Origin of the sequence: Amycolatopsis sp. NPDC058986 (assembly GCF_042741125.1) — a bacterium.
Lineage (GTDB): Bacteria > Actinomycetota > Actinomycetes > Mycobacteriales > Pseudonocardiaceae > Amycolatopsis.
This window is the reverse complement of record NZ_JBHYJW010000061.1, coordinates 26,966-53,145: the sequence shown is the minus strand read 5'-3', so window position 1 is coordinate 53,145 and position 26,180 is coordinate 26,966. Positions and strand designations below refer to the sequence as shown.

The 26,180-nt window shown below is 69.6% G+C and carries 28 protein-coding genes; 17 read left to right on the top strand and 11 right to left on the bottom strand.

Annotated elements, in window-relative coordinates; translation table 11 throughout:
- Positions 1-154 precede the first annotated feature (154 nt).
- The 5 genes from ACFW0G_RS37105 to ACFW0G_RS37085 all read right to left on the bottom strand — a co-directional run bounded on the left by ACFW0G_RS37105 (position 155) and on the right by ACFW0G_RS37085 (position 5,417).
- Entirely contained in the window at positions 155-1,318 is a 1,164-nt protein-coding gene (locus ACFW0G_RS37105; RefSeq protein ID WP_378330174.1) for a lactate 2-monooxygenase, read from the bottom strand.
- 13 nt (positions 1,319-1,331) lie between these two features.
- The gene (locus ACFW0G_RS37100) at positions 1,332-2,510 is read right to left on the bottom strand and encodes a cation:proton antiporter (protein ID WP_378330173.1); all 1,179 of its coding nucleotides are present in this window, start codon (positions 2,508-2,510) and stop codon (positions 1,332-1,334) included.
- Positions 2,511-2,634: 124 nt separating this feature from the next.
- Positions 2,635-2,952, bottom strand: a complete 318-nt coding sequence (locus ACFW0G_RS37095) for a hypothetical protein (RefSeq protein WP_378330172.1) — start codon at positions 2,950-2,952, stop codon at positions 2,635-2,637.
- A 118-nt stretch (positions 2,953-3,070) separates the two neighbouring features.
- Positions 3,071-3,943 (bottom strand): SDR family oxidoreductase, encoded by an 873-nt coding sequence (locus ACFW0G_RS37090; RefSeq protein ID WP_378330171.1) that lies wholly within the window; start codon positions 3,941-3,943, stop codon positions 3,071-3,073.
- Positions 3,924-5,417 carry a flavin-containing monooxygenase gene (locus tag ACFW0G_RS37085; RefSeq protein WP_378330170.1) on the bottom strand — a complete coding sequence of 498 codons (1,494 nt, stop codon included), beginning with the start codon at positions 5,415-5,417 and terminating at the stop codon, positions 3,924-3,926. The genes ACFW0G_RS37090 and ACFW0G_RS37085 overlap by 20 nt, the downstream gene beginning before the upstream one ends.
- Positions 5,418-5,494: 77 nt before the next feature.
- Here ACFW0G_RS37085 and ACFW0G_RS37080 point away from each other — a divergent pair, with 77 nt between their 5' ends.
- The 3 genes from ACFW0G_RS37080 to ACFW0G_RS37070 all read left to right on the top strand — a co-directional run bounded on the left by ACFW0G_RS37080 (position 5,495) and on the right by ACFW0G_RS37070 (position 7,927).
- Positions 5,495-6,100: a TetR/AcrR family transcriptional regulator gene (locus ACFW0G_RS37080; protein ID WP_378330169.1), complete on the top strand. Its 606-nt coding sequence runs from the start codon at positions 5,495-5,497 to the stop codon at positions 6,098-6,100.
- A 208-nt stretch (positions 6,101-6,308) separates the two neighbouring features.
- On the top strand, positions 6,309-7,172 hold the full coding sequence (locus ACFW0G_RS37075; protein WP_378330168.1) for a chitosanase: 864 nt from the start codon (positions 6,309-6,311) through the stop codon (positions 7,170-7,172).
- Positions 7,173-7,243: 71 nt separating this feature from the next.
- Positions 7,244-7,927, top strand: a complete 684-nt coding sequence (locus tag ACFW0G_RS37070; RefSeq protein ID WP_378330167.1) for a L,D-transpeptidase — start codon at positions 7,244-7,246, stop codon at positions 7,925-7,927.
- A gap of 614 nt (positions 7,928-8,541) precedes the next feature.
- On the opposite strand, the gene ACFW0G_RS37065 is transcribed toward ACFW0G_RS37070, so the two are convergent.
- The 3 genes from ACFW0G_RS37065 to ACFW0G_RS37055 are packed head-to-tail and all read right to left on the bottom strand — an operon-like array spanning position 8,542 to position 10,704.
- On the bottom strand, positions 8,542-9,525 hold the full coding sequence (locus ACFW0G_RS37065) for a PHP domain-containing protein (RefSeq protein ID WP_378330166.1): 984 nt from the start codon (positions 9,523-9,525) through the stop codon (positions 8,542-8,544).
- Between the two features lie 17 nt (positions 9,526-9,542).
- The gene (locus ACFW0G_RS37060; RefSeq protein WP_378330165.1) at positions 9,543-10,046 is read right to left on the bottom strand and encodes a metallophosphoesterase family protein; all 504 of its coding nucleotides are present in this window, start codon (positions 10,044-10,046) and stop codon (positions 9,543-9,545) included.
- A gap of 1 nt (position 10,047) precedes the next feature.
- Positions 10,048-10,704: a GntR family transcriptional regulator gene (locus ACFW0G_RS37055; RefSeq protein ID WP_378330164.1), complete on the bottom strand. Its 657-nt coding sequence runs from the start codon at positions 10,702-10,704 to the stop codon at positions 10,048-10,050.
- A gap of 104 nt (positions 10,705-10,808) precedes the next feature.
- Between ACFW0G_RS37055 and araD the strand changes: the two genes are divergently transcribed.
- The 6 genes from araD (at position 10,809) to ACFW0G_RS37025 (ending at position 17,190) form a co-directional block, all read left to right on the top strand.
- Positions 10,809-12,527, top strand: a complete 1,719-nt coding sequence (gene araD / locus ACFW0G_RS37050; RefSeq protein ID WP_378330163.1) for an L-arabinonate dehydratase — start codon at positions 10,809-10,811, stop codon at positions 12,525-12,527.
- Between the two features lie 124 nt (positions 12,528-12,651).
- Complete coding sequence (locus ACFW0G_RS37045; protein WP_378330162.1) at positions 12,652-14,466, top strand: VanW family protein; 1,815 nt, start codon at positions 12,652-12,654, stop codon at positions 14,464-14,466.
- A 38-nt stretch (positions 14,467-14,504) separates the two neighbouring features.
- Positions 14,505-15,404 (top strand): arginase family protein, encoded by a 900-nt coding sequence (locus ACFW0G_RS37040; RefSeq protein ID WP_378330161.1) that lies wholly within the window; start codon positions 14,505-14,507, stop codon positions 15,402-15,404.
- Positions 15,401-16,108 (top strand): dienelactone hydrolase family protein, encoded by a 708-nt coding sequence (locus ACFW0G_RS37035; protein WP_378330160.1) that lies wholly within the window; start codon positions 15,401-15,403, stop codon positions 16,106-16,108. The genes ACFW0G_RS37040 and ACFW0G_RS37035 overlap by 4 nt, the downstream gene beginning before the upstream one ends.
- Positions 16,109-16,136: 28 nt before the next feature.
- Entirely contained in the window at positions 16,137-16,697 is a 561-nt protein-coding gene (locus ACFW0G_RS37030) for a dihydrofolate reductase family protein (protein ID WP_378330159.1), read from the top strand.
- A gap of 31 nt (positions 16,698-16,728) precedes the next feature.
- A complete protein-coding gene (locus ACFW0G_RS37025) occupies positions 16,729-17,190 on the top strand; it encodes a phage tail protein (RefSeq protein ID WP_378330158.1) in 462 nt (153 codons plus the stop codon).
- A gap of 87 nt (positions 17,191-17,277) precedes the next feature.
- Here ACFW0G_RS37025 and infA read toward each other — a convergent pair whose 3' ends face one another.
- On the bottom strand, positions 17,278-17,502 hold the full coding sequence (infA, locus tag ACFW0G_RS37020) for a translation initiation factor IF-1 (protein ID WP_378330157.1): 225 nt from the start codon (positions 17,500-17,502) through the stop codon (positions 17,278-17,280).
- A 54-nt stretch (positions 17,503-17,556) separates the two neighbouring features.
- A complete protein-coding gene (locus ACFW0G_RS37015; RefSeq protein WP_378330156.1) occupies positions 17,557-18,354 on the bottom strand; it encodes a GNAT family N-acetyltransferase in 798 nt (265 codons plus the stop codon).
- Between the two features lie 291 nt (positions 18,355-18,645).
- Here ACFW0G_RS37015 and ACFW0G_RS37010 point away from each other — a divergent pair, with 291 nt between their 5' ends.
- From ACFW0G_RS37010 to ACFW0G_RS36980, 7 genes are all read left to right on the top strand, one after another.
- Complete coding sequence (locus ACFW0G_RS37010) at positions 18,646-19,788, top strand: NAD(P)/FAD-dependent oxidoreductase (protein WP_378330155.1); 1,143 nt, start codon at positions 18,646-18,648, stop codon at positions 19,786-19,788.
- An 8-nt stretch (positions 19,789-19,796) separates the two neighbouring features.
- Positions 19,797-20,699, top strand: coding sequence for an RNA polymerase sigma-70 factor (locus tag ACFW0G_RS37005; RefSeq protein WP_378330154.1), 903 nt, complete (start codon positions 19,797-19,799; stop codon positions 20,697-20,699).
- Positions 20,696-21,184 carry a flavodoxin family protein gene (locus ACFW0G_RS37000; RefSeq protein WP_378330153.1) on the top strand — a complete coding sequence of 163 codons (489 nt, stop codon included), beginning with the start codon at positions 20,696-20,698 and terminating at the stop codon, positions 21,182-21,184. The genes ACFW0G_RS37005 and ACFW0G_RS37000 overlap by 4 nt, the downstream gene beginning before the upstream one ends.
- A gap of 82 nt (positions 21,185-21,266) precedes the next feature.
- Positions 21,267-22,226, top strand: coding sequence for a helix-turn-helix transcriptional regulator (locus tag ACFW0G_RS36995; protein WP_378330152.1), 960 nt, complete (start codon positions 21,267-21,269; stop codon positions 22,224-22,226).
- Between the two features lie 583 nt (positions 22,227-22,809).
- Positions 22,810-23,403 carry a TetR/AcrR family transcriptional regulator gene (locus tag ACFW0G_RS36990; protein ID WP_378330151.1) on the top strand — a complete coding sequence of 198 codons (594 nt, stop codon included), beginning with the start codon at positions 22,810-22,812 and terminating at the stop codon, positions 23,401-23,403.
- Between the two features lie 28 nt (positions 23,404-23,431).
- On the top strand, positions 23,432-23,869 hold the full coding sequence (locus tag ACFW0G_RS36985) for a hypothetical protein (protein WP_378330150.1): 438 nt from the start codon (positions 23,432-23,434) through the stop codon (positions 23,867-23,869).
- 47 nt (positions 23,870-23,916) lie between these two features.
- Positions 23,917-24,711, top strand: coding sequence for a PIG-L family deacetylase (locus ACFW0G_RS36980; protein ID WP_378330149.1), 795 nt, complete (start codon positions 23,917-23,919; stop codon positions 24,709-24,711).
- A 9-nt stretch (positions 24,712-24,720) separates the two neighbouring features.
- Here the strand turns inward: ACFW0G_RS36980 and ACFW0G_RS36975 are convergent, their stop codons facing one another.
- Positions 24,721-25,077, bottom strand: coding sequence for a RidA family protein (locus ACFW0G_RS36975; protein ID WP_378330180.1), 357 nt, complete (start codon positions 25,075-25,077; stop codon positions 24,721-24,723).
- Between the two features lie 297 nt (positions 25,078-25,374).
- Here ACFW0G_RS36975 and ACFW0G_RS36970 point away from each other — a divergent pair, with 297 nt between their 5' ends.
- A complete protein-coding gene (locus tag ACFW0G_RS36970; RefSeq protein WP_378330148.1) occupies positions 25,375-26,157 on the top strand; it encodes a hypothetical protein in 783 nt (260 codons plus the stop codon).
- Positions 26,158-26,180: the final 23 nt, after the last annotated feature.

The window sequence follows — 26,180 nt, the reverse complement described above, 5'->3', positions numbered from 1 at the left end:
TCGGCTGCGGACCGTATCCGCCTGCTTTCGGTCGGATTGGTACCGGGACCAAGGATAGCCGTGCGTGACGAGCGAGTCGTCCCAATATGCCGTAGGTGACCCGGTCCCGCTCCCCGGCGGACGCATGGGCCCCGCCGGGTGGCGACCGGGAAGGTCAGGCGTGGGAGAGGGAATCCGGGCCGAGGTCGGCGAGCGTGCGGTGGCCGGACAGCCCCATCGTCAGGTCCAGATCGGCCAGCAGGCTCCGCAGCACGTGCCGGACGCCGGACTCGCCGGCATGGGCCAGCCCGTACACCCACGGCCGCCCGAGCAGCACCGCCTTCGCACCGAGGGCCAGCGCCTTCACGACGTCGGCACCGGTGCGGATACCCGAGTCGAACAGCACCTCGATCCGGTCGCCCACCGCCGCGACGACGCCGGGCAGCGCGTCGAGCGAAGCGATCGCGCCGTCGACCTGGCGGCCGCCGTGGTTGGACACGACGATGCCGTCCATCCCGGCCTCCATCGCGCGGCGCGCGTCGCCGACGTGCTGGATTCCTTTGAGGACGATCGGGCCGTCCCAGTGCTCACGCAGGAACGGCAGCCGGTCCCAGGTGCGGTCGGTGCCGGTGACCATCCCGATCCACCGCAGCACCGCCGTGGGCGTGTCCTCCTCCGGTGTCTTCTCCAGCATGCCGCGGAACACCGGGTCGGAGAACGGGATCGCGAGCCCCTCGCCGTGCAGGAACGGCAGGTAAGCCTGGTCGAGGTCGCCGGGCCGCCAGGCCAGCGTCCACGTGTCGAGCGTCACGACGAGCGTGCTGAACCCGGCCCGCTTCGCCCGCGCGAGGATGCTCGCGCAGACGTCGGAGTCGGCCGGCCAGTACAGCTGGAACCAGCGCTGCCCCTCGCCATTGGCCGCCGCGACGTCCTCGATGCTGGTCGACGACGCCGTCGAAAGGATGTACGGCAGGCCGACCGACGCCGCGGCCTTGGCGCTGGCCGATTCGGCCTCGGCGTGCACGATCGACTGGACGCCGACCGGGGCGACCAGCACCGGCGCCGCCAGCCGCTCGCCGAACAGTGTGGTCGACAGGTCCCGGTCGGTCGCGCCGGTGAGCATCCGCGGCACCAGGCGCCAGCGGTCGAACGCCTCGCGGTTGGCGCGAGCCGTCGCACCCGAACCGGCCGCGCCCGCCACGTAGGAGAACGGCCCGGCCCCGAGGAGCTGCTGTGCCGAGGCCTCCAGCTTCGTGGCGTCGGTCGAGCACGGCGGGTACGTGCCGCCGAGTCCCTGCAGGTAGATCTCGTTCTGGTAGCCGCCGAACCGTTCGCTCACCTGGGTCTCCTCGTCATCCGGACCGCACTGTACCCGCCGGTAGCAACCAGCTGAGCCGCGCCGATCGGGTGACAGCGAGTGGCCCGATCACAGCCAGCAACAACACGTACCCGGCGACGAACGGCGCGATCCGCGCGTCGAGCCCCGCCGACGTCGCGAGGGCGGCCAGCACCAGCGAGAACTCACCGCGGGTGAGCACGGTGAGCGCGATGGTGACCGCGGCCTCCCGGTCGAACGAGTGCAGCCGTGCGGCGAACGCGCCCGCCGCCAGGTTGAGCACGATGGTCAGCGCCACGGCGAGCAGCACCGGGACGACCACCGTGCCGACCTCGCCGGGGTCGATGCTGAGCCCGAAGATGAAGAAGAACAGCGCCCCGAAGGCGTCTCGCAGCGGCAGCACGAGCTTGTGGACACGGGGGGCGACCTTCGACCCGGCGAGCATCACGCCGACCATGAACGCGCCGATGGCGTCGGACACCCCGACCTCGTCGGCGACCGCGGCCCCCAGCACGGCGACGCCGACGAAGCACACCGTGAGCAGTTCGTCGTCGGCGGAGCCGAAGAACCGCGACACGATCCGTCCGCCCCAGCGCGCGAGCGCGGCCAGCACGAGCAGGAACCCGAACGCCTTCGCGAAGTCGAGCAGCGCCGGGCCGAAACCCTCGGCGCCGTTGAGCACCGGCTGGAGGATCGCGAGGTACAGCGCGAGGAACAGGTCCTCGATCACGATGACACCCATGATCAGCCGGGACTCGGGGTTGTCCATCCGGCGGGTTTCGAGCAGCAGCTTGGTGACGATCGCCGACGACGAGATCCCGACCACACCGGCGATCACGAGCGCCTCGCGCGTGCCCCAGCCGAGCGCGAAGCCGAAGGCGAGCCCGCCGCCGATGTTGAGCGCGAGATAGCTGAGCCCGGCACCGACGAGCTTCCGGCCGCCTTTCGCCAGGTCGTCGAGGGAGAATTCGAGGCCGAGGTAGAACAGCAGGAAGACGAGGCCGAGCCCGGACAGCACGGCCAGCTCGCCCGGGTCGTCCACAAGGGACAGTCCGGGGGTGTGCGGGCCGAGCAGGATGCCGGCCAGCATGAACAGGGGGATGGTGGGCAGCCCGATGCGGGCGCCGGCTCTCGCGAGCACTCCGGCGGCGAGGAACGCGCCGCCCACGGCCAGCAGGGCATGACCGGAACTCATGCGATCGCCTCGCTCCGCGAGACAGTGTTGAATCCTTTTCGGCGCATGATATCCATGATTCGCTCGCAAGCGTCGCTCATGGGAAAACCTCCGAGTACGGCTGAGTACGGAATGAAGACGCGTACTAGGCCGTGGGAGGAGCGCGTGCTTCGGCGGCGTGCGCGGGACGCCGGACCACGACGGGAGTGTGCTGGGCGAGGACCTCGCCGAAGCCGGGACGGGCCGCCCCTGCCGTCGCCGCCCGCGGCACGTCGACCGGCGGGATCGGATGGGCCGCAACGTGATGCGGCACCGTCTGCTGGGCGACGACGGCCGCCTTCGCCGTCAGGCCACCGGGGCCACCGGGCAGTTCGGGAGTGGCGTCCGCGAAGAGGAAGAAGGCCACGACCAGCAGGAGCAGGATGGATCGATGCCGTGGCGCGGCGGCACGGGTCACGGTCATCGCGACCTACTTTACCATTCCTTTAAGGTCGCCCATCCAGCGTCCACAATGGACAGAGCATCGGGACGAGCCGAAGGGGACTTTCCTCGCATCCGCCGCAAGGAAAGTCCCCTTCAGCTCAGGACGTACGGCGGGTGACCTGACCGGCGACGCGCCGGGTGTAGTCGTCGCGGGCTTCGGGATCCAGGGACGTCAGGGCGCGGTTGTCGCCGATGAGCGAGCGCACGAAGGACATCACGCGTTCCGGGGTGAGCGCGGCGAGCAGGTCCCAGCCGCCGACGTAGCGCGGCACGGGGATTTCCGCACGCCGCGTCCGGCAGCTGTCCACCACGGCGCGGGCGATGTCCTCCGGGTCGACCGTGGGGAGGCCACCGCCGAGCGGAACGCCCGAGGCGAGTCCCGTGCGGACGGCGCTGGGCAGCACCGCGCTGAGGCTCACGCCCGTGGCCGCGTATTCCCGGCGCACCGCGGCGGTCAGGCCGACCGCGGCGAACTTGCTCGCGTTGTACACCGCCATCCCCGGGATCGGGATTTTCCCCGCCATGGAAGCGATGTTGACGACGTGGCCACGTCCCGCCGCGATCATCCCCGGCAGCACCAGCCGCATCCCGTGGATCAGGCCCCAGACGTTGACGTCCAGCGTGGTGCGGCTCAGCGCGTCCTGCTCCTCGACGAAGTCGCCGAGCGGCATGACGCCGGCGTTGTTGACCAGCACGTCGATCCGGCCGAACTCCTCGATCACAGCGTCGGTGAACGCGGCGAAGGACGCGCGAACCGTGACGTCGAGCGGATAGGCCCGTGCCGTGCCGCCGATCTCCTTCGCCGCCTTCTCCGCGACAGCCGTGTCCAGATCGCCGAGGCAGATGGTGGCCCCACGCGCGGCGAACGCCTCCGCGGTGGCGCGGCCGATCCCGCGCCCCGCCCCGGTGATCGCGACGACCGCGCCGTCCAGCGGAATCCCGGGATAGCGGCTACCGAACAGCGGTCGCATCGGACGTCCTTTCGTTGCTGGGCCGGGAAACCAGGTAGTCGGTTTCGGTGAAGGCGCCGACCTGGGCCCGCAGCCGGCCGGTGGAGAACGGCCAGCTGAAACTGTTGCGCCCGTTGACATCGGTGTAGTAGCTCGAACAGCCGCCCGCCTGGTAGACCGTGCCCGGCAGCGCCGCCTGCACCTCGGCGTTGAACGCCTCCTGCGCCTCCGGCCGCACCCGCACGCTGGACCAGCCGCCGCGCAGCGTCCGCGTGATCGCCTCGATCGTGTGCCGCAGCTGGGCTTCGAGGATCATGAACGCCGACGAGTGCCCGGTGCCGAGGCTCGGGCCGAGCAGCAGGTAGAGGTTGGGGAACCCGGCGACGGTGGTACCGAGATACGCCTGCGGGCTGCCCTGCCAGTGATCGTCGAGGCTGCGGCCCTCGACGTCGAACACGCGCGCCGAGACCGGCATGTCGAGGATGTGGAACCCGGCACCGAAGATGATCGCGTCGACCTCGGCGACGGATCCGTCGGCACCGAGCACCCGGTTCCCGTCGATCTCCCGCACCGCCGTGGGATGGACGTCCACAGTGGACTTCGTGAGCGCGCGGTAGTAGGTGTTCGACATCAGCAAGCGCTTACAGCCCAGCGTGTAGTCGGGCGTCAACGCCTTGCGCAGCACCGGATCCCGCACGGTCATCCGCAGGTGTGCGAGGCCGATCCGCTGGATCAGGCGCAGCAGCCACGGATGCCGGAAGCCGATGCCGAGCCCTTCCATCGCGGCGTACTCCGCCGAGCGCAGCGCGCGCTGGAGCGCGGGGAAACGGCGCAGCAGCAGGCGTTCGACGCCGGGGACGTAGTGGTCCGGCTTCGGCAGCACCCACTGCGCGGTGCGCTGGAACAGGTGCAGCCGCGACACCTTGTCCGCGATCTCGGGGATGAACTGCACGGCCGACGCGCCCGAGCCGACCACCGCGACCCGCTTGCCCGTGAGGTCGTAGTCATGGTTCCAGCGCGCGGAGTGGAAGGTCTCGCCGGAAAAGCCGTCGAGCCCCGGCAAGTCCGGGATGAGCGGCTCGTGCCACGGCCCGGTTCCCGCGACAAGCACACGCGCGGCGTACGGGCCCTGCGTCGTCTCCAGATCCCAGCGAGCGTCGCGCTCGTTCCACTGCGCGCGCGTCACTTCGGTGTCGTACCGGATGCGCTCCGTGACACCGAACCGCGCCGCGGTCCCCCGCAGGTACGCGCGGATTTCCGGCTGCTTGGCGAACGCGCGGGTCCATTCGGGATTGGGCGCGAACGAGTAGGAGTACAGCGCGGACGGGACGTCGCAGGCACAGCCCGGATAGGTGTTGTCGCGCCAGGTTCCGCCGAGCTCCGCGGCTTTCTCCAGCACCGCGTAGTCGTCGATCCCGGCCTGGCCGAGACGGACGGCGGCGCCGAGCCCGGATGCCCCGGCACCGATGACGAGGACTTCGAAGTGGCGTTGCATGGTTTCGGATACTAGCAGTATCTCAATACCGGCGGTAGATGAACTACGCCGGGTGACGGTTCACTACAGTGACACCCGTGCCACGACTGACCCGAGCCGAAAGCCAAGCGCGCACCCGCGAGCAACTCCTCGCCACCGCGAAGGAGTTGTTCCTGCGTGACGGCTACGCGATGACCTCACTGGAGAAGGTCGCCGACGAGGCGGGATATTCGAAGGGCGCGGTCTACTCCAACTTCCGGAACAAGGACGAGCTCTGCCTCGCCGTGCTCGACCGGATCCACGACGAACAGGTGGAGATGGTCGCGCAGGCACTGGTGGACGCCGAAGGCCTGGAAGATCTGCTCGCCGGATTCCAGGCCTGGGCCGAACGCAGCATCGGCGACGAGGCGTGGACGTCGCTGGAGGTCGAGTTCGCCGTCGGCGCCCGGCGCGATCCGCGGATCCGCGCCGAACTCGCCACGCGGGACAAGGCCGTGCGCGACACCATCGCCGGACTGCTCACCGGTTTCTCCGAACGGCTGGGCATCACGCTGCCGATGTCCGCCGACGACGCGGCGACCGCGTTGCTCAGCCTCGGCATCGGACTGGGCGTGCAACGCGCGATCGACCCGACGATCCCGGTGTCGGTCCTGCCCGACGTGATCCGCCTGTTCGCGGGCGCGCGCGACACCGGAACGGCGTAGTTTCGCCGCCTTCCCGTTCACGTATGTAAAAAACCCACATACCCCTTGTGTCGTGACCCGGCACCTCGTTATCGTGACGCCACGCCGCAGTTACACCGGCGCACCGTTTTTCGGTGACCGCGAGGTCGCCAGGGCAACGGCGCACCGGACGCCATGTCGGAAATTGCCGTGAAAGACCACGGCAATTGTGTGGAAGGGTATCCACGTCATGAGCAAAACGATGCGGCCGGTTTTCGTCCGCGCGCTCGGAATGGCCTCGATCCTCGCTGTCGCGATCGCCACCCCGGCGTTGCCGAACGCCGCCTTCGCGGCGCCGTCCCCCATTTCCGCCGCCGCGCTGAGCGCGTCGCCGTTCACCTCCGGTGGCGACCTGGCCAGCCCGGAGAAGAAGGAAATCGCGATGAAGCTGGTGTCCAGCGCGGAAAACTCTTCGCTGGACTGGAAAGCGCAGTACAAGTACATCGAGGACATCGGCGACGGCCGGGGTTACACCGCCGGGATCGTCGGTTTCTGTTCCGGCACCGGCGACATGCTCGACCTCGTCGAGGCCTACACGAAGGCGAAGCCGGACAACCCGCTCGCGAAGTTCCTGCCCGCGCTACGGAAGGTCAACGGCACGCCGTCCCACGACGGTCTCGGCGCACCGTTCGAAAGCGCGTGGAAACAGGCCGCGGCAACCTCGGAATTCCAGACCGCGCAGAACAACGAACGCGACCGGGTCTATTTCGATCCCGCGGTGAACCAGGGGAAGTCCGACAAGCTCGGCGCGCTCGGCCAGTTCGCCTATTACGACGCCATCGTGATGCACGGCCCGGGAGACAGCACCGACAGTTTCGGCGGAATCCGCGCGGCCGCACTGGCGAAGGCGAAGCCGCCGTCCCAGGGCGGTGACGAGAAAACATATCTCAAGGCGTTCCTCGAGGCTCGAAAGGTGGTCATGAAGAAGGAGGAGGCGCACGCCGACACCTCCCGTGTGGACACCGAGCAGCTGAAGTTCCTCAACGAGGACAACCTCGACCTGCACACCCCGCTGAGCTGGAAGGTCTACGAGGACCCGTACGAGATCCGCTGACCCGCGGCCTCGGCTTCCCCCGCGACGTCGAAATGCTGCGCGGCAAGGGTTTCGCACCCTAGGATCGCGGTATGGCCAAAAGATTCCTGCTGCCCCTCGCCCTCGCGGTGCTCGGCGCGACCACCTTCGCCGCCGCCGTCGTACCGGGCGAGGCCGCAGCGGACACCACTCCCCTGTCCTCCTCGTATGGCACCGCCGACCAGGTGGTCACCGTCGTCGGTGCCTCCCCGAGCGCCACCACCGCGAAGCTCTCCGCGTGGCAGCGCGTGGACGGGCGATGGGTGCGCGTGCTCGGCCCGGTGACGGCGAACGTCGGCACCGACGGCATCGGACAGGCGAGCGAATCGACCTCGCACACCCCGGCCGGCGTGTGGACGCTGACCGAGGCGTTCGGCATCCAGCCGAACAACGGCACCCGGCTCCCGTACCGGCAGGTCACCACCTCGGACTGGTGGGTCTCGGACGTCAAATCGCCGTACTACAACACCTATTACCAGTGCGCGCCGGGCACCTGCCCGTTCAACGAGGCCGCCGGCGAGGACCTCGGCAAGGCGGGCCCGGTGTACAACCACGCGACGGTGATCGACTACAACCGGAACCCCGCCGTGCCCGGCAACGGTTCGGCGTTCTTCCTGCACGTCTCGTCCGGCAGGCCGACCGCGGGCTGCGTGTCCATCCCCGGTAACGACCTGGACGCCGTGATGCGCTGGCTCGACCCGGCGCAACACCCGGTGATCGACATCAAGGTCGCCTGATCCCCTGGGTGCGTGCTGAGGGACGCTTTCAGTGCGTTGGGCGTGCTGAAGGACGCCTTTGGTGCAGTGGATGCACTGAAGGCGTCCTTCAGCGCGGGTCGCGCCGTGGCGTGGTCTTTTTCGTTCGCGGGGCGGCGATGCACCGGGGGCGTCCCTCGGAGTCGGCGGACGCGACAAGGGCTCCCCTCGGCGCGGTGGATGCACCGGGGGCGTCCCTCGGTTCGTCCAGCGCACCAAGGGCGTCCCTCGGCTCAGCTACCGCGGTGAAGGCGCCCGTCGTGGTGGGCCGCCACGTCCCGAACGCTCCATTGGGGACGCTCAACGTCTCGTACGCATCGTTCAGGACGCGAACCATTCCCGGACGTCGCGAACGGCCCGTTCGAGACACCCCGACCGGCCCACTCGCTCCGCCGCCATGCCGTGAAGGACTCCTTACCGGCACTCAACGCCGGTAAGGAGTCCTTCACGGCTCCGCCGCGGCCGGATTCTGTCGGGGTGCGGCGATAGGATTGTTGCGGGGTCGTCCCCCAGGGTGGGTGGGGTGTGTCTTCGGCGGGGCAGCGTGGACCCGGGAAGCATTATGTCCACTGTGGACACCAGACGCCGGGGTGGTCTCAGGCGTCGGCGAGCAGGGCGTCGGCGGTGCGGGTGTTGATCACCCGGTCCGGGCCGATCCCCGCCCGCATCGCGCGTTCGCAGCCGTAGACCTGCCAGTCGAGCTGCCCCGGCGCGTGCGCGTCGCTGTCGATGGCGAAGTCGCAGCCCAGGTCGGCGGCCAGGCGCAGCAGGCGCATCGGCGGGTCGAGCCGTTCCGGGCGGGAGTTGATCTCCACCGCGACCCCGTTCTCCCGGCAGGCGGCGAACACGGCTTCGGCGTCGAACTCCGATTCGGGACGTCGCGAGCGCAGCCGCCCCGTGCAGTGCCCGAGCACCCGGACGTGCGGGTTCTCGATCGCGGCGAGCATCCGCGGCGTCATTTCCGTCGCGGGCATCCGGAGTTTCGAATGCACGCTCGCGACGACGAAGTCCAGCCGCGCCAGCAGATCCTCCCGCTGGTCAAGCGCGCCGTCGTCGAGGATGTCGACCTCGATCCCGTGCAGCAGCCGGAACGGCGCGAGCACCTCGTTGGCCTCGGCGACCACGTCCATCTGCCGCAGCAGCTGTTCCGGGGAAAGGCCGTTGGCGACGGTCAGCCGCGGCGAATGGTCGGTCAGGACCATCCACTCGTGGCCGAGCGCGCGGCCCGCCGCGGCCATCTCCCCGATCGGGCTGCCACCGTCGGACCAGTCGGAATGCGTATGGCAGTCCCCGCGCAACGCGGCGCGCAACGGACCGCCGTCCGGCAGCTGGGGTTCGGTGAGTTTCGCGTGGTAGGCCGGTTCCCTGCCGGCCAGCACGTCCTCGATGACCCCCGCGGTCGCCTTGCCGATCCCGCGCAACGCCGTCAGCGTGCCCGCCCGCGCCCGCGTGGCCAGCGCCTCCGGGTCCTGTTTGTCGACCACCGCCGCGGCCTGCCGGAACGCGCGTACCCGATAGGTCGGTTCGCCCGCGCGTTCGAGGTGGAACGCGATGTCCCGCAGAGCCCGTGCCGGATCCATGTCTCCTGTCTACCCCGTCAGGTCCGCCGCGGCAGTTCGTGCAAGGCGACGTCAGCCAACCGGCCCCGCGTAATCCGCACCGTTTGGTACGTGCAATACGGCTGGCGGCGGCGATCCGTCGGCGAGCCGGGATTGAGCAGCCGCAAACCCGCCGGGGTCACCGAATCCCAGGGAATATGGCTGTGCCCGAACACCAGCACGTCGGTATCGGGGAACAGCGCGTCGCACCGCGCCTCGCGGCCCTTCGCCGACCCGGTCTCGTGGATGACGGCGAGCCGGACGCCGCCCAGCTCCACGCGCGCGACCTCCGGCAGCCGCGAGCGCAACGCGGGACCGTCGTTGTTGCCGTACACCGCGATCAACCGCTTGCTGCGGGCTTCGAGCGCGTCGAGCGTCGCGACGTCGACCCAGTCCCCCGCGTGCACGACGACGTCGGCGGCGTCGACCTCCCGCCACACCTGGTCCGGCAGCTCACGCGCCCGCGCGGGCAGGTGGGTGTCGGAGATCAGGAGCAGCCGCATTTCACTCGTCCAGCGTCTTCAGGACCCGGTCGAGGAACCCGCCGACGTGCTTGCGCAACAGGTCGGCCGCGCCGTCGGCGTCGCCCTTCCGCGCCGCGGCGAGCACCGCCTTGTGCTCGGTCCATTCCTTGCGCCAGCTGGGATTCGCCTCCCAGCCGATGACACTGATCAGCGCCGCCCTGTCCCGCAGGTCGTCGAGGATCGACACCATCAGCGGATTGCCGCACCCCTGGTAGAGCGCGCGGTGGAACCGCCGGTTGAGCAGGCTCAGCGCGGCGTGGTCCTTGTCCGCGATCGCCGCCGACGCCTCCTTGAGCGCCTCGGCCGCGTCCTCGAATAGCGCCGGTTCACGCCGCTCGACGGCGCGGCGCACCGCCTCGGGTTCGAGCACCGTGCGGACGTCGTAGACCGACCGCGCGAGTTCCGCGTCGACAATGCTCACCGACGCGCCCTTGTACGGGCTGAACGTGACGAGCCCGGAGTTCGACAGGACCTTCAGCGCCTCGCGCACCGGGGTCTTGGAGACGCCCAGCCGCTGCGCGAGCTCGGCCTCGACCAGCGGCTGCCCCGGCTTGAACTCCTGGTTGAGGATGCCGCGCCGGATCTCCTCCAGGACCACCTCGGTCCGGGAGGCGGGCAGGCTGAACGTCCCTGGCATCGGCCACTCCGCATCGGCAGGTCTTCGCAGATCCCGTCAATCTAACCAGCCAGGCTGTGACGACGTTATGCGACACGCTTCGTATATCAGATACCGTACCGCACATGAAGACTCCGGAGGAACTGCGCAGCCACCGCTGGTTCGGCGGCGGCGACCTGCGCGGCTTCAGCCATCGCGCCCGCGCCCGGCAGCTCGGCTACTCCCCCGGCGAGCACCTCGGCAAGCCGGTGATCGGCGTCCTCAACACCTGGAGCGACATCAACCCGTGCCACATGCACCTGCGCGAGCGCGCCGAGCAGGTCAAACGCGGGGTGTGGCAGGCGGGCGGCTTCCCGCTGGAGTTCCCGGTCGCCACGTTGTCGGAGACGTACCAGAAACCGACGCCGATGCTCTACCGCAACCTCCTGGCCATGGAGACCGAGGAGATCCTGCGCTCCTACCCGATCGACGGCGCGGTGCTCATGGGCGGCTGCGACAAGACGACCCCGGCACTGCTCATGGGCGCGGCGAGCGCCGGGCTCCCGGCGATCTTCGTCCCCGCCGGGCCGATGCTGCGCGGGCACTGGCGCGACGAGGTCCTCGGCAGCGGCACGGACATGTGGCGGTACTGGGACGACCGGCGTGCCGGGCTGATCGGCGACGAAGAACTGTCGGAGCTCGAACGCGGTCTCGCCCGCTCGCCGGGGCACTGCATGACCATGGGCACCGCGTCCACGATGACCTCGGCCGCCGAAGTGCTCGGCCTGACACTGCCGGGCGCGGCGTCGATCCCTGCCGTCGATTCCGCGCACCACCGGATGGCCGCGGCCAGCGGCGCCCGGATCGTCGAGATGGTCTGGGAGGACCTGACGATCGGCCGCGTGCTCGACGAGCGCGCGTACGCCGACGCCGTCACCACTGTGCTCGCGCTGGGCGGGTCGACCAACGCCGTGATTCACCTGATCGCGATGGCGGGCCGGAGCCGGATCCCGTTGAGCCTGAACGATTTCGACGTGATCGCGCGGCGGACGCCGGTACTGGCGAACATCCGGCCCGGTGGCGCGTGGCTGATGGAGGACTTCTACTACGCGGGCGGGCTGCCCGCGCTGCTGTCGCGGCTGACCGACCTGCTGCATCTCGACCGCGTGACCGTCACCGGCCGCACGCTCGGCGAGACGCTGGCGACCGCGCGGGTGCACAACGACGACGTCATCCGGCCGCGCGACAACCCGATCGCTCCCGAAGGCGGCGTCGCGGTCCTGCGCGGCAACCTGGCGCCGTCCGGCGCGGTGATCAAGCACATCGCCGCCGAGGCCCACCTGCTCACCCACACCGGATCCGCTGTCGTCTTCGAGGACTACGCCGACCTCAAGCGGCGGATCAACGACCCGGGACTGGACGTCACCGCGGATTCGGTCCTGGTGCTGCGGGGTTCCGGACCGCTCGGCGGGCCGGGGATGCCCGAGTACGGGATGCTCCCGATCCCCGACCGGCTGCTGGCCGGCGGCGTGCGCGACATGGTCCGGATTTCCGATGCACGAATGAGTGGCACCAGTTACGGAGCGTGCGTATTGCACGTCGCGCCCGAATCGGCCGCGGGCGGCCCGCTCGCGCTGGTCCGCGACGGCGACCGGATCACTCTTGACGTGCCGGCCAGGACGCTGCGGCTGGAGGTCGACGACGCCGAACTGGATCGGCGTCGAGCTGCGTGGACAGCGCCGGAACCGAGTTATGAACGCGGCTACGGGGCGCTCTACGCTCAGCACGTCACGCAGGCGGACAAGGGCTGCGATTTCGACTTTCTCGCCCGGCTGGGGCATACTCCCGAACCTGACCCGCGGTGATCCATCCACCCTTAAGTGTGACCGTTTTGTCCCCCGTACGGGCGAGTCGTCAGGCTTGTCCGAAGGCCCGTTATCGTGATCGCGTCAGCGGCGCAACCCCGGCGCCGGGCTGGAGGGTGGAAAGTTGCCGCACGAACCACGCTGGCCGGAATCGCATGGCGAGCAGACGGACGTTCTCCCCGTTGTCCCGCCGGAGCGGGCCGAGGCCACCGAGGTCATCGAGCCCGCCGCGCGGGCGACCACACCGCGACGACGCCCTGGCCTGCGCAAGGCGGGCTGGATCACCGGTGGACTGCTCGGCCTGCTCGTGGTCGTCTACGCCATCGACCTGATCGCCAGCCAGGGCAGTGTCCCCCGTGGCGTCACGGTGGCCGGGGTCGACGTCGGCGGGCTGGACCGCAAACAGGCCGAACAGCAGCTGCGCGGCACGATCGAACCGCGGCTGACCCGGCCGCTCGCGGTGACCGCGGGTGACGTCCAGTCGACGCTGTCGCCGACCATCGCCGGTCTGCGGCTGGACTGGCCCGCCACGCTCGACCAGGCCGGCGACCAGCCGCTCAACCCGTTCACCCGGCTCGCTTCGCTGTTCAGTACGCGCGAGGTCGGTGTCGTCACGCACGCGGACGAGGGCAAGCTCGGTGCCGCGCTGGAGGATCTGCGCGGCCGCGTCGACCGCGAATCCGCCGAGGGCACCGTGCGGTTCGAGGGCGCGAAGCCGGTCGCGGTCATGCCGAAGCCGGGCCAGCAGCTCGACGTCGCCGCCGCCTCGCAGCAGATCCTCACGCACTGGGCGAGCGGGCAGACGATGAACCTGCCGGTGACCACCAAGGCGGTGCGGACCACGCCGCAGGGCGTCCAGGCCGCGCTCGACACGTTCGCCGCCCCGGCCGTCGCCTCGCCGGTCGTGGTCAAGGGCGAGGGCAAGGACGCGACGGTCAAGCCGGAGGCCATCGCGTCGGCGATCACGTTCGAACCGGGCGAGGGCGGCATGCTGAACCCGAAGGTCGACAACGCGAAGATCGTCGAGGCCGCCGGGCCGCAGCTGAAGTCCACGGAGAAGGAAGGCAAGGACGCGGAGATCGTGTTCGACGGCGGCAAACCCGCTGTCGAGCCCTCCGTGGACGGCCGCACGATCGACTGGGACCCGAGCCTCAAACCGCTGCCGGACGTCCTCAAGCGCAAAGACGGCCGCGAGCTCGCCGCGCTGTACAAGAACGCTCCGGCGAAGGTAACCACCGACCAGGCCAACCAGCTCGGTGTGAAGGAGGTCATCGGCGAGTTCACCACCGGTGGTTTCGCCGCGGACTCCGGGACCAACATCCGCGTGGTCGCCGAGAAGGTCAACGGCGCCATCGTGAAACCTGGCGAGACCTTCAGCCTCAACGGCTACACCGGCCCGCGCGGGGCGCCGCAGGGGTATGTCGAGGCGGGCGTGATCGAGAACGGCGCTCCCGCGCGCGAGATCGGCGGCGGCATCTCCCAGTTCGCGACCACGTTGTACAACGCGTCGTACTTCTCGGGCATGAAGGACGCCGGGCACAAGGAACACAGCTACTACATCAGCCGCTATCCCGCCGGGCGCGAGGCGACGGTGTTCCAGAACCCCAACGGTTCCAGCGTGATCGACCTGAAATTCACCAACGACAGCCCGAACGGCGTCGCGATCCAGACCATCTGGACGCCGTCCTCGATCACGGTGAAACTGTGGGGCACCAAGCGGTACACCGTCGAGTCGATCCCCGGCGGCCGGACCAACGAGACTCCGCCGTTCGAGCGGGCCGGGCCGAAGCAGAACTGCCACCCGTCCAGCGGTGGCCCCGGGTTCACCACCAGCGACACGCGCGTGCTCAAGGACGCCGCGACCGGCCGTGAGGTCAGCCGCTCGACCAGGACCGTGAAGTACGACCCGTCGCCGAAGATCACCTGCGGCGACCAGTAACCCGGGAATTGTCGGTGGCCGCCGCTAGGGTGACGGCCATGGGGAATCTCGTCGTGCTCGACGCGCCGTCGAACCTGGGCCTGCGCCCACCGGCCGACGGCGCCGTACCGGGCTGCTACAAGACACCCGGGGTCCTGCGGGACCTCGGGATCGTCGCCGCGCTCGGCGCCGCCGACGCCGGAGTGGTGACGCCGGGGCGGTATCTGTCCACTTGGGAGCCGGGTGACGGCGTCCGCAATTCGGCCGCCATCGCCGCGTACACCCGCGCGCTCGCCGCCCGGCTGGCGAAGGTTCGTGCCGGCGGCGGTTTTCCCGTGGTACTCGGCGGGGACTGCTCGATCGCGCTCGCCGCGGCGCTGGCGCTGCGCCGCGAAGGCCGGTACGGCATCGCGTACCTCGACGGGCACAGTGACTTCCGGAGCCTGGAGAACTCCCCGCACGTCGGCGCGGCGGCCGGGGAGGATCTGGCGATCATGACCGGCCGGGGCGCGCCGGATCTCGCCGACATCGACGGCCTGCGGCCGTACGTGCGGGACGAGAACGTGGTCGTGCTCGGCGTACGGGAACGCGAATCCGGCGACGTCCGCGCGGCCGGGATTCGCGCCGTCGCCAGCGAATCGCTCATGGCGGGCGGCGTCGGCGAGGCACTTTCCGCTGCGCGGGAGACGTTCTCGGGTCTCGACGGCTTCTGGGTACACGTGGACATCGACGTGCTCGACCCGGAGTATGTGTCCGCAGTGGACAGTCCCGATCCCGGCGGTCTCGACCCGGAAACGCTCATCGCGCTGCTGCGCGGGCTTTTCGCGCTGCCCGGCGTGGCCGGGTTCGAGCTGACCGTGTTCGATCCCGACCTCGACCCCGACGGCCGCCAGGCCCGGCTCGTGCACGACGTCCTTGTCAAGGCATTCACCGATTTCCGACCAGGGAGCACGTCTTGAGCACACGCACCGATCAGCTGGATCTCGCCGACGGCACCGTGGGCCTGCCGGTCTGGCTGCCCGAATCCGGCCGGGGCCCGGGGCTCGTGCTGGTCCAGGAGATCTTCGGCCTCGACGACTACCTGAAGTCGGTCGCGGCCGACCTCGCGAATCTCGGCTACGTCGTCGCCGTGCCGGAACTGTTCTGGCGGTTCGCCCCTGGCTGGTCCTCGGCCCACGACGAGGAAGGCGTCGCGGCGTCGATGAAGATCATGAGCGACTTCGACCTAGGGAAGGGCGTCTCGGATGTCCTCGCCGCGCTGGCCCACCTCCGCGCGCTCCCGGAGGTCGACGGCCGGGCCGGGGTGTTCGGGTTCTGTCTCGGCGGTGCGCTGGCGTTCGCGGCCGCGGCCCAGTCCGATCCCGACGTGGCGGTGTCCTTCTACGGCTCGACCGTGCCGGCGCAGATCGCCGAGCTGGACCGGATCAGCTGCCCCATCCAGTTCCACTTCGGCGGCCAGGACCCGTACATCCCTCGCTCGGACGTCCGGCTCGTCGAAGAGGCCGTCGCCGCACACCCCGGCGCCGAGATCCACGTCCAGGAAGACGCCGGGCACGCCTTCCACAACCGTGTCGCCCCGATGTTCCACCACCCGCGGGCCGCCGCGCGAGCCTGGGACCTGACCACGGAGTTCCTCCGGCGAACCCTGCCGAGCGCCAGGTGACCACCATGATCGACGACAGGAGTACCCGATGCTGCCGGTGATCTGTTCGATGAGCGTGTCGCTGGACGGTTTCATCGCCGCTCCGGACGGCGATATCGACTGGGGTGCCCCGGAGGCGGAGTTGTTCGACTTCCACGTCGAGCAGACCCGGCACCTCGCGGGCTACCTGTGCGGACGGCGGCTGTACGAGACGATGCTGGTCTGGGAGACCGCCGAGCAGACCATGTCCGACGCGGCGCAGCTGGAGTTCGCCCGGATCTGGCGGCGGATCCCGAAGGTGGTGTTCTCCCGCACGCTGACCTCGGTGGTGGGCAACGCACGCCTGGCCACCGACGACCTGGCGACCGAGGTCGGCAGGCTGCGCGATCAGCCGGGCGAGGGCGTGGTGTCCATCGGCGGGGCGAACCTGGCCGCGGCGGCCATCGCCGAGGACCTGATCGACGAGTACCGCCAGTTCGTCAACCCGGTCGTGCTCGGCGGCGGCACTCCGTACTTCCCGCCTCTCGCGAACCGCCTCGACCTGCGGCTGATCGAGTCCCGGACCGTGGGCTCCCGAGTGGTCTACCTCCGCCACCAGCGCATACGCTGAGTCCGACCGACCCGTATCGGAGGGATTCGCCATGTCCTATGCCGTCGACTTCGCCACCGTATCGACCGTCGGCCTGGAGTCGTCGCCGGTCGCGGACGCACTCGCCGGCCTGCGGGCGAACGAAGCCCGGTACTTCAAGAACAAGTACGACCACGTCTTCACGGTCGAGCCCGCGAGCGACGCCACGCCGACCGTCGACTGGGTGCACCGGATCCTCAAGGAAGAGCGCGACATCGTCATTTCCTCCCGCCCGCTCGAAGCGACCGAGTTCCAGGTCGAGAACATCCGGATGGCCTACGTCTTCTACGAGAACGGCCTGTCGATCAACGTGATGTACACCTTGGACGACTCCGGGAAACGGGCGGTCGGCTTCAAGCTTTCCGACGGGATGGAGATCCCCGCGGAACTCTCCTCGTTCAAGTTCGCCCGGCAGAAGTCGAAGCTGGCCGGAACCATCCGCGGCTCCTACTTCGTCATCAAGAACGAATACTGACCCACGCGCTAGGACACCGGGGGCCGCCGCCAGGGCCTGAACCCTGACGACGGCCTCCCGCACCGAGAACTTTGCCGCTACGAAAAGCTAGTTCCGGTACCGGAACAGGATCCGGCCACGGGTGAGGTCATACGGGCTGAGCTCCAGGAGCACCCGGTCGAACGGCAGGATCTTGATGTAGTTCTTCCTGATCTTGCCGCTGATATGGGCCAGCACCTTGTGCCCGTTCTCGAGTTCCACTCTGAAGGTGGCATTGCGCAGGCACTCGACGACGGTGCCCTCGACTTCGATGCCCCCTGCTGTTTTCACCATGGTGTCTCTCCGATCGATAAAGCCGGGAAGGAAACGAACTCGCCGCGACGGGGATCAGCGGAGCACCAGCTCCAGGCTGCTGTTCCCCCGGCGAGCGCCGACGCTCTCGAAGAGCGCCATGGCCGCGCCGTTGGACTCGGTGACATCGGCCGACGCCGTTTCGATCCCGCGCCGGTGCAGCCGGCCCAGCACGTCCGCGAGCAGCGCCATGGCGATACCGCGGCGGTGCCGGTCGGCCAGTACCGCGATCAGCCCGATGCGTGGCCGCCGGGTCAGCGGCCCCAGCCGGACCAATCCCACGTACTGCCCGGACTCCGCCGCCACCGCGTACTTCGACGGGTCCAGCACGGTGACGCCCTCCGGACGGGGCAGTACCTCGGCCGGCATCTCCTGCCAGCCGACCGTGGCCTCGACTTCGTCGCGGATCGCGCGATCCAGCTCGCGCAGCGGGTCCTCCGCCGCCTCGCCGATGCCCGCGATCGTCACGCCTGCCGGTGGTTTCACCGAGCCGAGTCCCGTGACCCGAGGATCGGTGGGCACGAGGTATTCCCATTCGCGACGCCGGATGGTGAACCCGGCTCGCTCCCAGTGGGACGTCAAATCGTGGTCGGCCTCGTCGACCACGGTGTAGAGCGGCTTCGGCAGTTCGGGAAGCATGGCCTCGGCGAGGTGGTCGAAGACCACGCCGTGCCACGCGTCGATGCTGAGGAAGAGCCGGCTGTCGGGCCTGCGCGAAGCCTCGCCGCGACCGACCACCCGGTCGTTCTCCAGCGCGTGCCACTGCCGCTCGCCGACCCGCGTGAGCACCACGGCGTGTTCGCCGGTGCCCGACGTGAAATGCACAGAGTTCATGGATGTCGCCTTTCGGGATTGCCTTGTCGAGGCGCTCCCGGCGACACCTACGTCAGTCGCCCGACCGTGATTTGACGAGGGGGAGCACCCACATCGCTACAGCGTTCACGGGTCTCACCTCCTCGTAGGTCGTCACAGTCCGCCGCAAAGCTAACCGTCCGCGCCCCGCCGCGCACAACCCTTTTTCCGCCGACAGGTCGTTGTGACCGTGACCACAGCTCCCCGCTGTCACGGTCTCCGGCCGGGCGGTGTCCACGAAGTGTACGGACGATCCGATCGGAGGTGGACGTGATGACACGGGTGCTGGTGGTCGGCGCGGGCTACGCGGGCGTGATGGCCGCGAACCGGCTCGCGGCGGCGGGACAGCCGGAAGTGCACGTGACGGTGGTCAATCCGCGACCGGAGTTCGTGGAACGCGTCCGGTTGCACGAGCACGCGGCGGATGGATCGGACGCGAAACGTCCGCTGAGCGATCTGCTGCGTCGTGGCGTGCGGCTGCGGGTGGGCAAGGTGAACGCGATCGCGGAGCGTTCGGTGGGCCTCGAAGACGGTGGCTCGCTCGAGTTCGACTACCTGCTGTACGCCGTGGGCAGCACGGCCGCCCGAGGCCCGGCCGGGTCCGGAAACGCCTGGAGTATCGGCGATCTCGACGGCGCCGAGTCGTTGCGGAGGCGGCTGCGGCTACTGCCGCCGGGCGCGCGCGTCGTGGTGGTCGGCGGCGGGCTGACCGGGATCGAGAGCGCCGCCGAAATCGCGTACCGGTACCCGTCGTTGAGTGTCGAACTGGTCTCGCAGTCGGTCGCCCCGTGGCTGCCCGAGCCGAGCCGAGCGAGCATCGAACGGCGCCTCGCGAACGCCGGGGTCCGGCTGCGCACCGGGCTCCGGGTCACCGAGGTCCGCCCCGACGGCGTCGAAACCGGCACCGGCGGGCTGTCCAGCGATTGCACGGTCTGGGCGGGTTCGTTCGACGTACCGGACCTGGCACTGCGCAGCGGCCTGCCGGTGACCGCCGACGGCCGGCTGCGCACCGACGACACCTTGGTCTGCCCGGGGCATGAACGGATCGTCGGCGCCGGTGACGCTGTCGCACCACCCGGACAGGTCGGGGATCATCTGCGGATGAGTTGTCAGGCGGCGATGCCCATGGGCGCCCACGGTGCCGACACGGTGCTCGCGCTGATCAGGGGCGAACGACCGGCGCCGGTGTCGATCGGCATGGCGGGACAGGGGATCAGCCTCGGCCGGCGTGACGGGTTCATCCAGGCGACGTACCGGGACGACAGCCCCCGGGGATTCACGTTGTCCGGACGGGCGGCCGCGGTGATCAAGGAACGGGTGTGCCGCTTCACCATCACCGCGATGCGCTTCCCGCGGGCCTACCGATGGCTTCCCAGCGGCACCTCGGCCGTGCACGCGAGGGCCGCGATCCGATGAACGCGCAGATGACGTTCGATCAGTTGCGGCCCTTGCTGTTCACGATCGCCTACGAGATCCTCGGCAGCGCGGCCGACGCCGAGGACGTGGTGCAGGACAGCTACCTCCGGTGGTGCGACGTCGACTCGGACGAGGTGACGCACCTTCGCGCGTATCTCGTCCAGATCGTCACGCGGCAGGCACTGAACCGGCTGCGGACCGTGCGCCGCCGCCGCGAGGACTACGTCGGCACCTGGCTGCCCGAACCGATCCGCACCGACCACGACGCCAGTCATGACCTCCTGCTGGCGGAGTCGGTGTCGATGGCCATGCTCCTCGTGCTGGAAACCCTCGGGCCCACCGAGCGGGCGGTGTTCGTGCTGTCCGAGGTGTTCGGCCACAGCCTCGTCGAGATCGCGGACATGATCGGCAAGAGCGACACCGCCGTCCGCCAGATCGCGCATCGGGCCCGCGAACACGTGCACGCCCGGCGCCGGCGCTTCCAGCCCGACGACGAGACCAGCCAGGCGGTGATCGGCCGGTTCCTGGCGGCCGCCCGCACCGGCGACGTCCAGACCCTGATGGACGTGCTCGCGCCCGACGTCGTCCAGATCTCCGACGGCGGCGGCCGGGTCACCGCCGCCCGCCGCCCGATCTCCGGTGCCGCGCCTGTCGCCCGCTATCTCGTCGGGCTCGCGCGGAACAGCATGGCGGACATGGACATCGAGTTCGGGAGCTTCAACGCGCTGCCCGCGGTCCTGTTCCGCTCCGGCGCCGACGGGCGGCTCGACTCGGTGCTGATGGTCGAACTGACCGGGGATCGCATCACCGGGCTGTACGCGGTCCGCAACCCCGACAAGCTGCGTACCGCCGACGTGCTCCGTCCTCTCGACACCCGAATTTCCGAGAAAGCGCAAGGAGAATCGTCATGAAGGCCGTTATCGTGTGCACCTCCGTGTCGCATGGCAACACGAAGAGGATCGCCGACGTCATGGGCCGGGTCCTCGACGCTCCCGTTGTCACCCCCGACGAGGTCGACGTGGCCGAGCTCGCCGGTTACGACCTCGTCGGATTCGGCTCGGGGATCTTCACCATGGACTTCCATCCCCGGCTGCGCCGGTTCGTCGGCTCCCTCCCGGAGAGGGACTGGCGCACGGCGTTCGTCTTCGCCACCAGTGGTCTGCCGGAACCAGGGTTCCGGCCCTACACCCGCGGCCTCGGGCGGGTTCTCGAGCGAAAAGGCTTCGAGGTGGCCGAAACCTTCCTGTGCCGCGGATTCGACACCTACCTTCCGTTCCGGCTCGTCGGCGGTATCCGCAAGGGACGGCCCGGCCCCGCCGATCTGGCCGCCGCGCGCGCGTTCGCCGAGCGGCTGGGCGCCCGTATGGAGCATCGGTCCTGCCCGCCATCCGCGTAGAGCGCTTTCCGAAATCATCGCTCCCCTACCGATCCGGGCCGTTCCGGGGCAAGCTGACAACCTGGCCTTCGGCGGGGGCATCATGGGACACGACTTCGAGAGCCACGACCTGGACGAGATCGAAGAGTTCATCGCCCGCAGCTACGCGTCGATCCGGTTCAGGATCCGCTCTCCGGCGAGGAACAGCTTTCTGGCCGACCAGAATCCGCTGGGACCGATCAGTCTCGACCAGGCGGACTACGGTTTCGACGCCGACTACGCCGTCGAGCCGCTGGGCCGTCTCGCCCTGTTCGGGGTGGAATCCGGCTCCTTCCCGTATGTGGAAACCGAGGGCGTGCGGGACAGTCACGGCGTGGGCGAGGTGTTCCTGGTCGCCCAGCCCGATCGGCCGTACGCGGGTCGCCAGAGCCAAGCGCGGTTCAGTGTCGCCGCGCTGGAGCCGTCGCTGTTGTCCCTGGTGGCCGCGCCCACGCCCGGCCGCGTCGACACCCCGGTGCGGCTGACCGGCTACCGGCCCGTCTCCCCCGCCGCCGGGCACCAGCTGTTACGCACCATGATCTTCCTGCGGGAGCACGTCGCGGCCGACCCGGTGATGCGGGAGAGTCCGCTGATCGCCTCCACGGCACCGCAGTTGCTGGCGGCCACCATCCTGGCCACCTTCCCCAGTACCGCGCTGACCGACCCGACCATCGAGGACCGGCACGACGCCCACTCGGCCACGCTGCGACGTGCCATGGCGTTCATCGACGACCATCCGCACAACGACATCAGCGTCGCCGACATCGCCGCGGCCGCGCACGTCACCATCCGCGCGGTGCAGTACGCCTTCCACCGCAGCGGTACCACGCCGATGGGCTACCTCCGCACCGTCCGTCTGCACCAGGCACACCGAGAACTGCTCGCGGCCGATCCCACCACCGGCGTCACCGTCACCCAGATCGCCGCCCGCTGGGGCTTCTTCCACCCCGGCCGCTTCGCGCGGTACTACCGCACCACGCATGGCTGCACGCCGTACCGGACGTTGTGCCGCGCCGCCTCCTGACCCCGGCGGGACGGTGAGGGGCGGGCTCCGGACGGTGGGGGCGCTCCCGGAGACCGCCCCTCGAACATGGCGGGAGGGCGGGGGTAGGGCCTTCCCGGAGTGAGACCGACAAGGTCCTGGTCGCCTCACCCTGGCGATGACCGGGACGCCTTCCGGCCACCCCCTCATCCTGCCGTCCCGGCCTGCCAGGAACAGCACTCGAAACGAACCGCCTTCGCCCTGGGCAGCGAGGAAGCCAGCCGAAAAACGCAACCCCGCTTCGCCTTCCCCACGGGTGAGGGTGCCGGTAAGGACTCCTTCATGGCGTTGGTGAGGGGCGAGTGGACCTGTCGCGCGCTGCGCGAGTGTCGCGAACGGAGCGTTCGGGACGTCTGAGGGCGGTTCGCGTCCTGAACGACGCGTTCGAGACGTTGAGCGTCCCGGACGGAGCGTTCGAGACGTGGTGGCTCCGCGAACAGACCGGCCGCCCCCGTTCGCCCACCGAGAACCAACCCACGGAGGCGCCGGACCCAAAGAAGCTGCAGGACGCCTGCAGCGCACCCCGACCCTTTACAATACAGAGCTGTACTGTATTGTAATCAACGTGAGCACCGCAGGCCGTCCGCGCAGCAGAGAAGCCGACGCCGCCATCCTGGCCGCCGCGCTGGAGCTGCTGATCGAACGCGGCGCGGAGGCGACCAGCATCGAGCAGGTGGCCCGGCGCGCCGGAGTCACCAGAGCCACCGTGTACCGGCGGTTCCCGGACAAGACCCGGCTGCTGATCGCCACCGTGGAGAGCGCCTACGGGAATCCCCCGCGCACACCCGAAATCCGCGACGTCGAGCACCTGGTGACCGGCTGGGCGCACCTGCTCGCCGACCCGCGGCAGCGGCGCCTCCTGCGGCGCGTCTACGGCGCGATCGAGGACAACCCCGAACTCGCCCGCGCGTACCACGACCTGTTCGGTGCCGATCGCGACCGCGCTCGCCAGAAGGTGTTCGCACAGGCCCGCGACCGCGGGCAGCTGCCGCCGGACAGCGACCCGGAGGTCCTGCTGGACCTGCTCACCGGCGCGATCTGGCAGCACCTGGCCGTGCGACCGGACACCAGCACCGCCGCCGACGTCGAGCGATTCCTGCGCGCGGTGCTCCACCAGGCCGGGTACCGGCCCGGCACACCACATCCCGCCGGGGAGTGACCCGGCACCGGAAGACAAGGACGGAAAAGTGCCTACCGCCACCCTCGCGGCACAGGAGCGCACCCGGGCGTTCGCCCGCGTCATCGGTCCCTACGTCGCCACCTTCACCATCGTCTACGCGATCCGCCTGCCCGCGCTGATCGGGCTCGTCGACGAGCTGTTCGCACAGCCCGTCCTGGTCTGGCTGCTCGGTGCCCTCATGCTCGGCGGCGGACTGGTCGTCATCGGCGGGCACCGCAGCTGGCGCGGTCCGCTCGCGGTCACCATCTCGTTGTTCGGCTGGTTCGTCGCCGTCCGGGGATTCCTCTTGATCGCCACGCCTTCCGCGATCCGGTCGGGCGTCGACGCGACGCTGCTCTCCCCGACCGCGACCCTCCTCGCCCGCGTCTTCTTCGGTCTCCTGGCCGCGATGGGCCTGCTCCTGACCTACGCGGGGTGGTTCACCAAACCGAAGACGCCCGCCTGAGCATTCCGGAGCGTTTTCTGTCGGGGTGAGCCGGTAGATTCGCTCGTATGGCCACACTGGTGACTTTCCACGCCCATCCCGATGACGAATGCATCGTCACCGGCGGCGTGATGCGCAAGGCGTCCGAGGAGGGGCACCGGGTCGTGCTCGTCGTCGCGACCCGGGGCGAAGTCGGCGAGGTCCCGGAGGGATTCCTCGCCGAGGGTGAACAACTGTGGGAGCGCCGCGTGCGCGAGACCCACGCGGCGGCGGAGGTGCTCGGTGTCAAACGCGTCGAGTTCCTCGGCTACCGCGACTCCGGGATGATGGGCGAGCCCAGCAACGAGCACGAGGGCTCGTTCTGGACGGCCCCGGTCGAGGAGGCCGCCGAACGCCTCGCGGCGATTCTGCGCGAGGAGGAGGCGGACGTGCTGACGGTGTACGACGACAACGGCGGCTACGGGCACCCCGATCACATCCAGGTGCACCGGGTCGGGATGCGCGCGGCCGAGCTCGCGGGCACGCCGCGGGTGTACGAGGCGACGAACAACGCCGATCACATGCGCAAGGGCATCGAGGCCGCGATCGAACAGGGCCTGATCCCCAAGGAGGCGCTGCCGGATGTGTCCGAAGAGGACAGTTTCGGCAAGCCGGAAGCGGTGATCACCGGCGCGGTCGACGTCACGGCGTATCTCGACGCGAAGCGGGCCGCGATGCGGGCGCACGCGAGCCAGATCCCCGAGGAGTCGTTCTTCCTCGCGATGCCCGACGAAGGCTTCGCGCACGCCTTCGGCACGGAGTGGTTCATCCGTGCCGGTCAGGGGCCGGGGATCACCGAGACCGACATCATGGCGGGGTTGTGAGGGAGGGGGTCAGCGCAGCGCCGCGGTGACGTCGAGTTCGACGAGCTGGCCCGGGTAGCCGAGCCGGGCGACCCCGAGCAGGGTGCTCGCCGTGCCGATCCCGGACGCGGTGAGCCGGGCCCACACCGCGGAGAGCACTTCGCGTTCCTCGGTGGCGACGTAGATGACGGTCCGGACGACGTCTTCGGGAGTCGCTCCGGCGGTGGCGAGCGCGGTGGCGGTGTTGGCCACGACCTGATCGGTCTGGGCCAGCACGTCACCGCGCACCACCTGGCCGTCTGCGTCGAGCGGGCACTGCCCGGCGAGATAGACCGTGCGCCGCGCCTCGGTGATCGTGACGTGGTGGTATCCGGGCGTGGCATGCAGGCCCGGCAGGTTACTAATCCGACCAAAAGTAGGCGGACGCCGGGCATCATGTAACCGTTGCTACGCAAGCTGGATAGCCGTGACTGTGGTCGGATTGGTAACAAACGGCACAGTGTGGCGTTCGATGGTCATGGCCGCATCCTCGCGGTGGCGAACCATGCCCGGCCACCGGATATCCGGGGCGCCCGCGGGATACCGCGACGAGCGTAGTCATGGCCACCGGTACGCACGGCTACGTAGCCGCGGTGCCGTAGCTGGGCCGACGCCACCCGCCCGGATCCGCGAAACGCTGTGGGCATGACCACACTCACCGCACCACACCGCCGGTTCTCCGTCCCCACCTCGCTCACCGTCGGCGGTCAGCTCGTCGGCGCCGCCGGGCTGATCGTGCAATGGATCTCCGCGCCCGCCATGTTCAAGGGCTTCGGTTTCCCGCCCGGACTGTTCTACGTGCTCGGCGCCGCCGCCATCGTGCTGCTGGACCGGCGTTCGAACTGGGCACCGGCCGCCGCGATCGCCTTGTCGCTGTGGATCACCATCGGCGGCCTCGCCGGCGGCAACCTGCTGAGAAACCTCGCCGACCCACGCGGTGGTGTCGTCGCTGGCAACATCGTCATGCTCGCCGGCCTCGCGATTTCCGCGGTGGCGGGCCTGTTCGCCATCGTCCACAACCACCGCACCCGTCCGGAACCCTGGGTCGCGCCGCTCGGCTCGCACAACCCCCGCCGCGTCCCTGTCACGCTCGTGTTCGCCGGCCTGCTGCTCGACGCCGTCGGTGACGCCGCGCCCGAAGGTTTCAACTGGGACGGGCCCGGGCCGATTCTGTTCCTGGTCCTGGCGATCCTGGTCGCGGTGCTTCCCGGCAACGCCATGATCGAGCTGAGCATGATGCTTTCACTGACGTTCGTGCTGACCGCGTTCATGAATCCGGAGTCGGGCCGACGGCTGAGCACGCCGTCGGACGTACTTCCCTTCGCCGGAACACTGACGCAGGTGGTGGGCCTGGCGCTCGCCGTGCTCGCCGGAGTCGTCGCCATCCTCCCCCGGCGCACTCGGTCTTCGACCCCGGCGCCGAGGTAAAGCCCTGTCGAGGAGATCGCGAA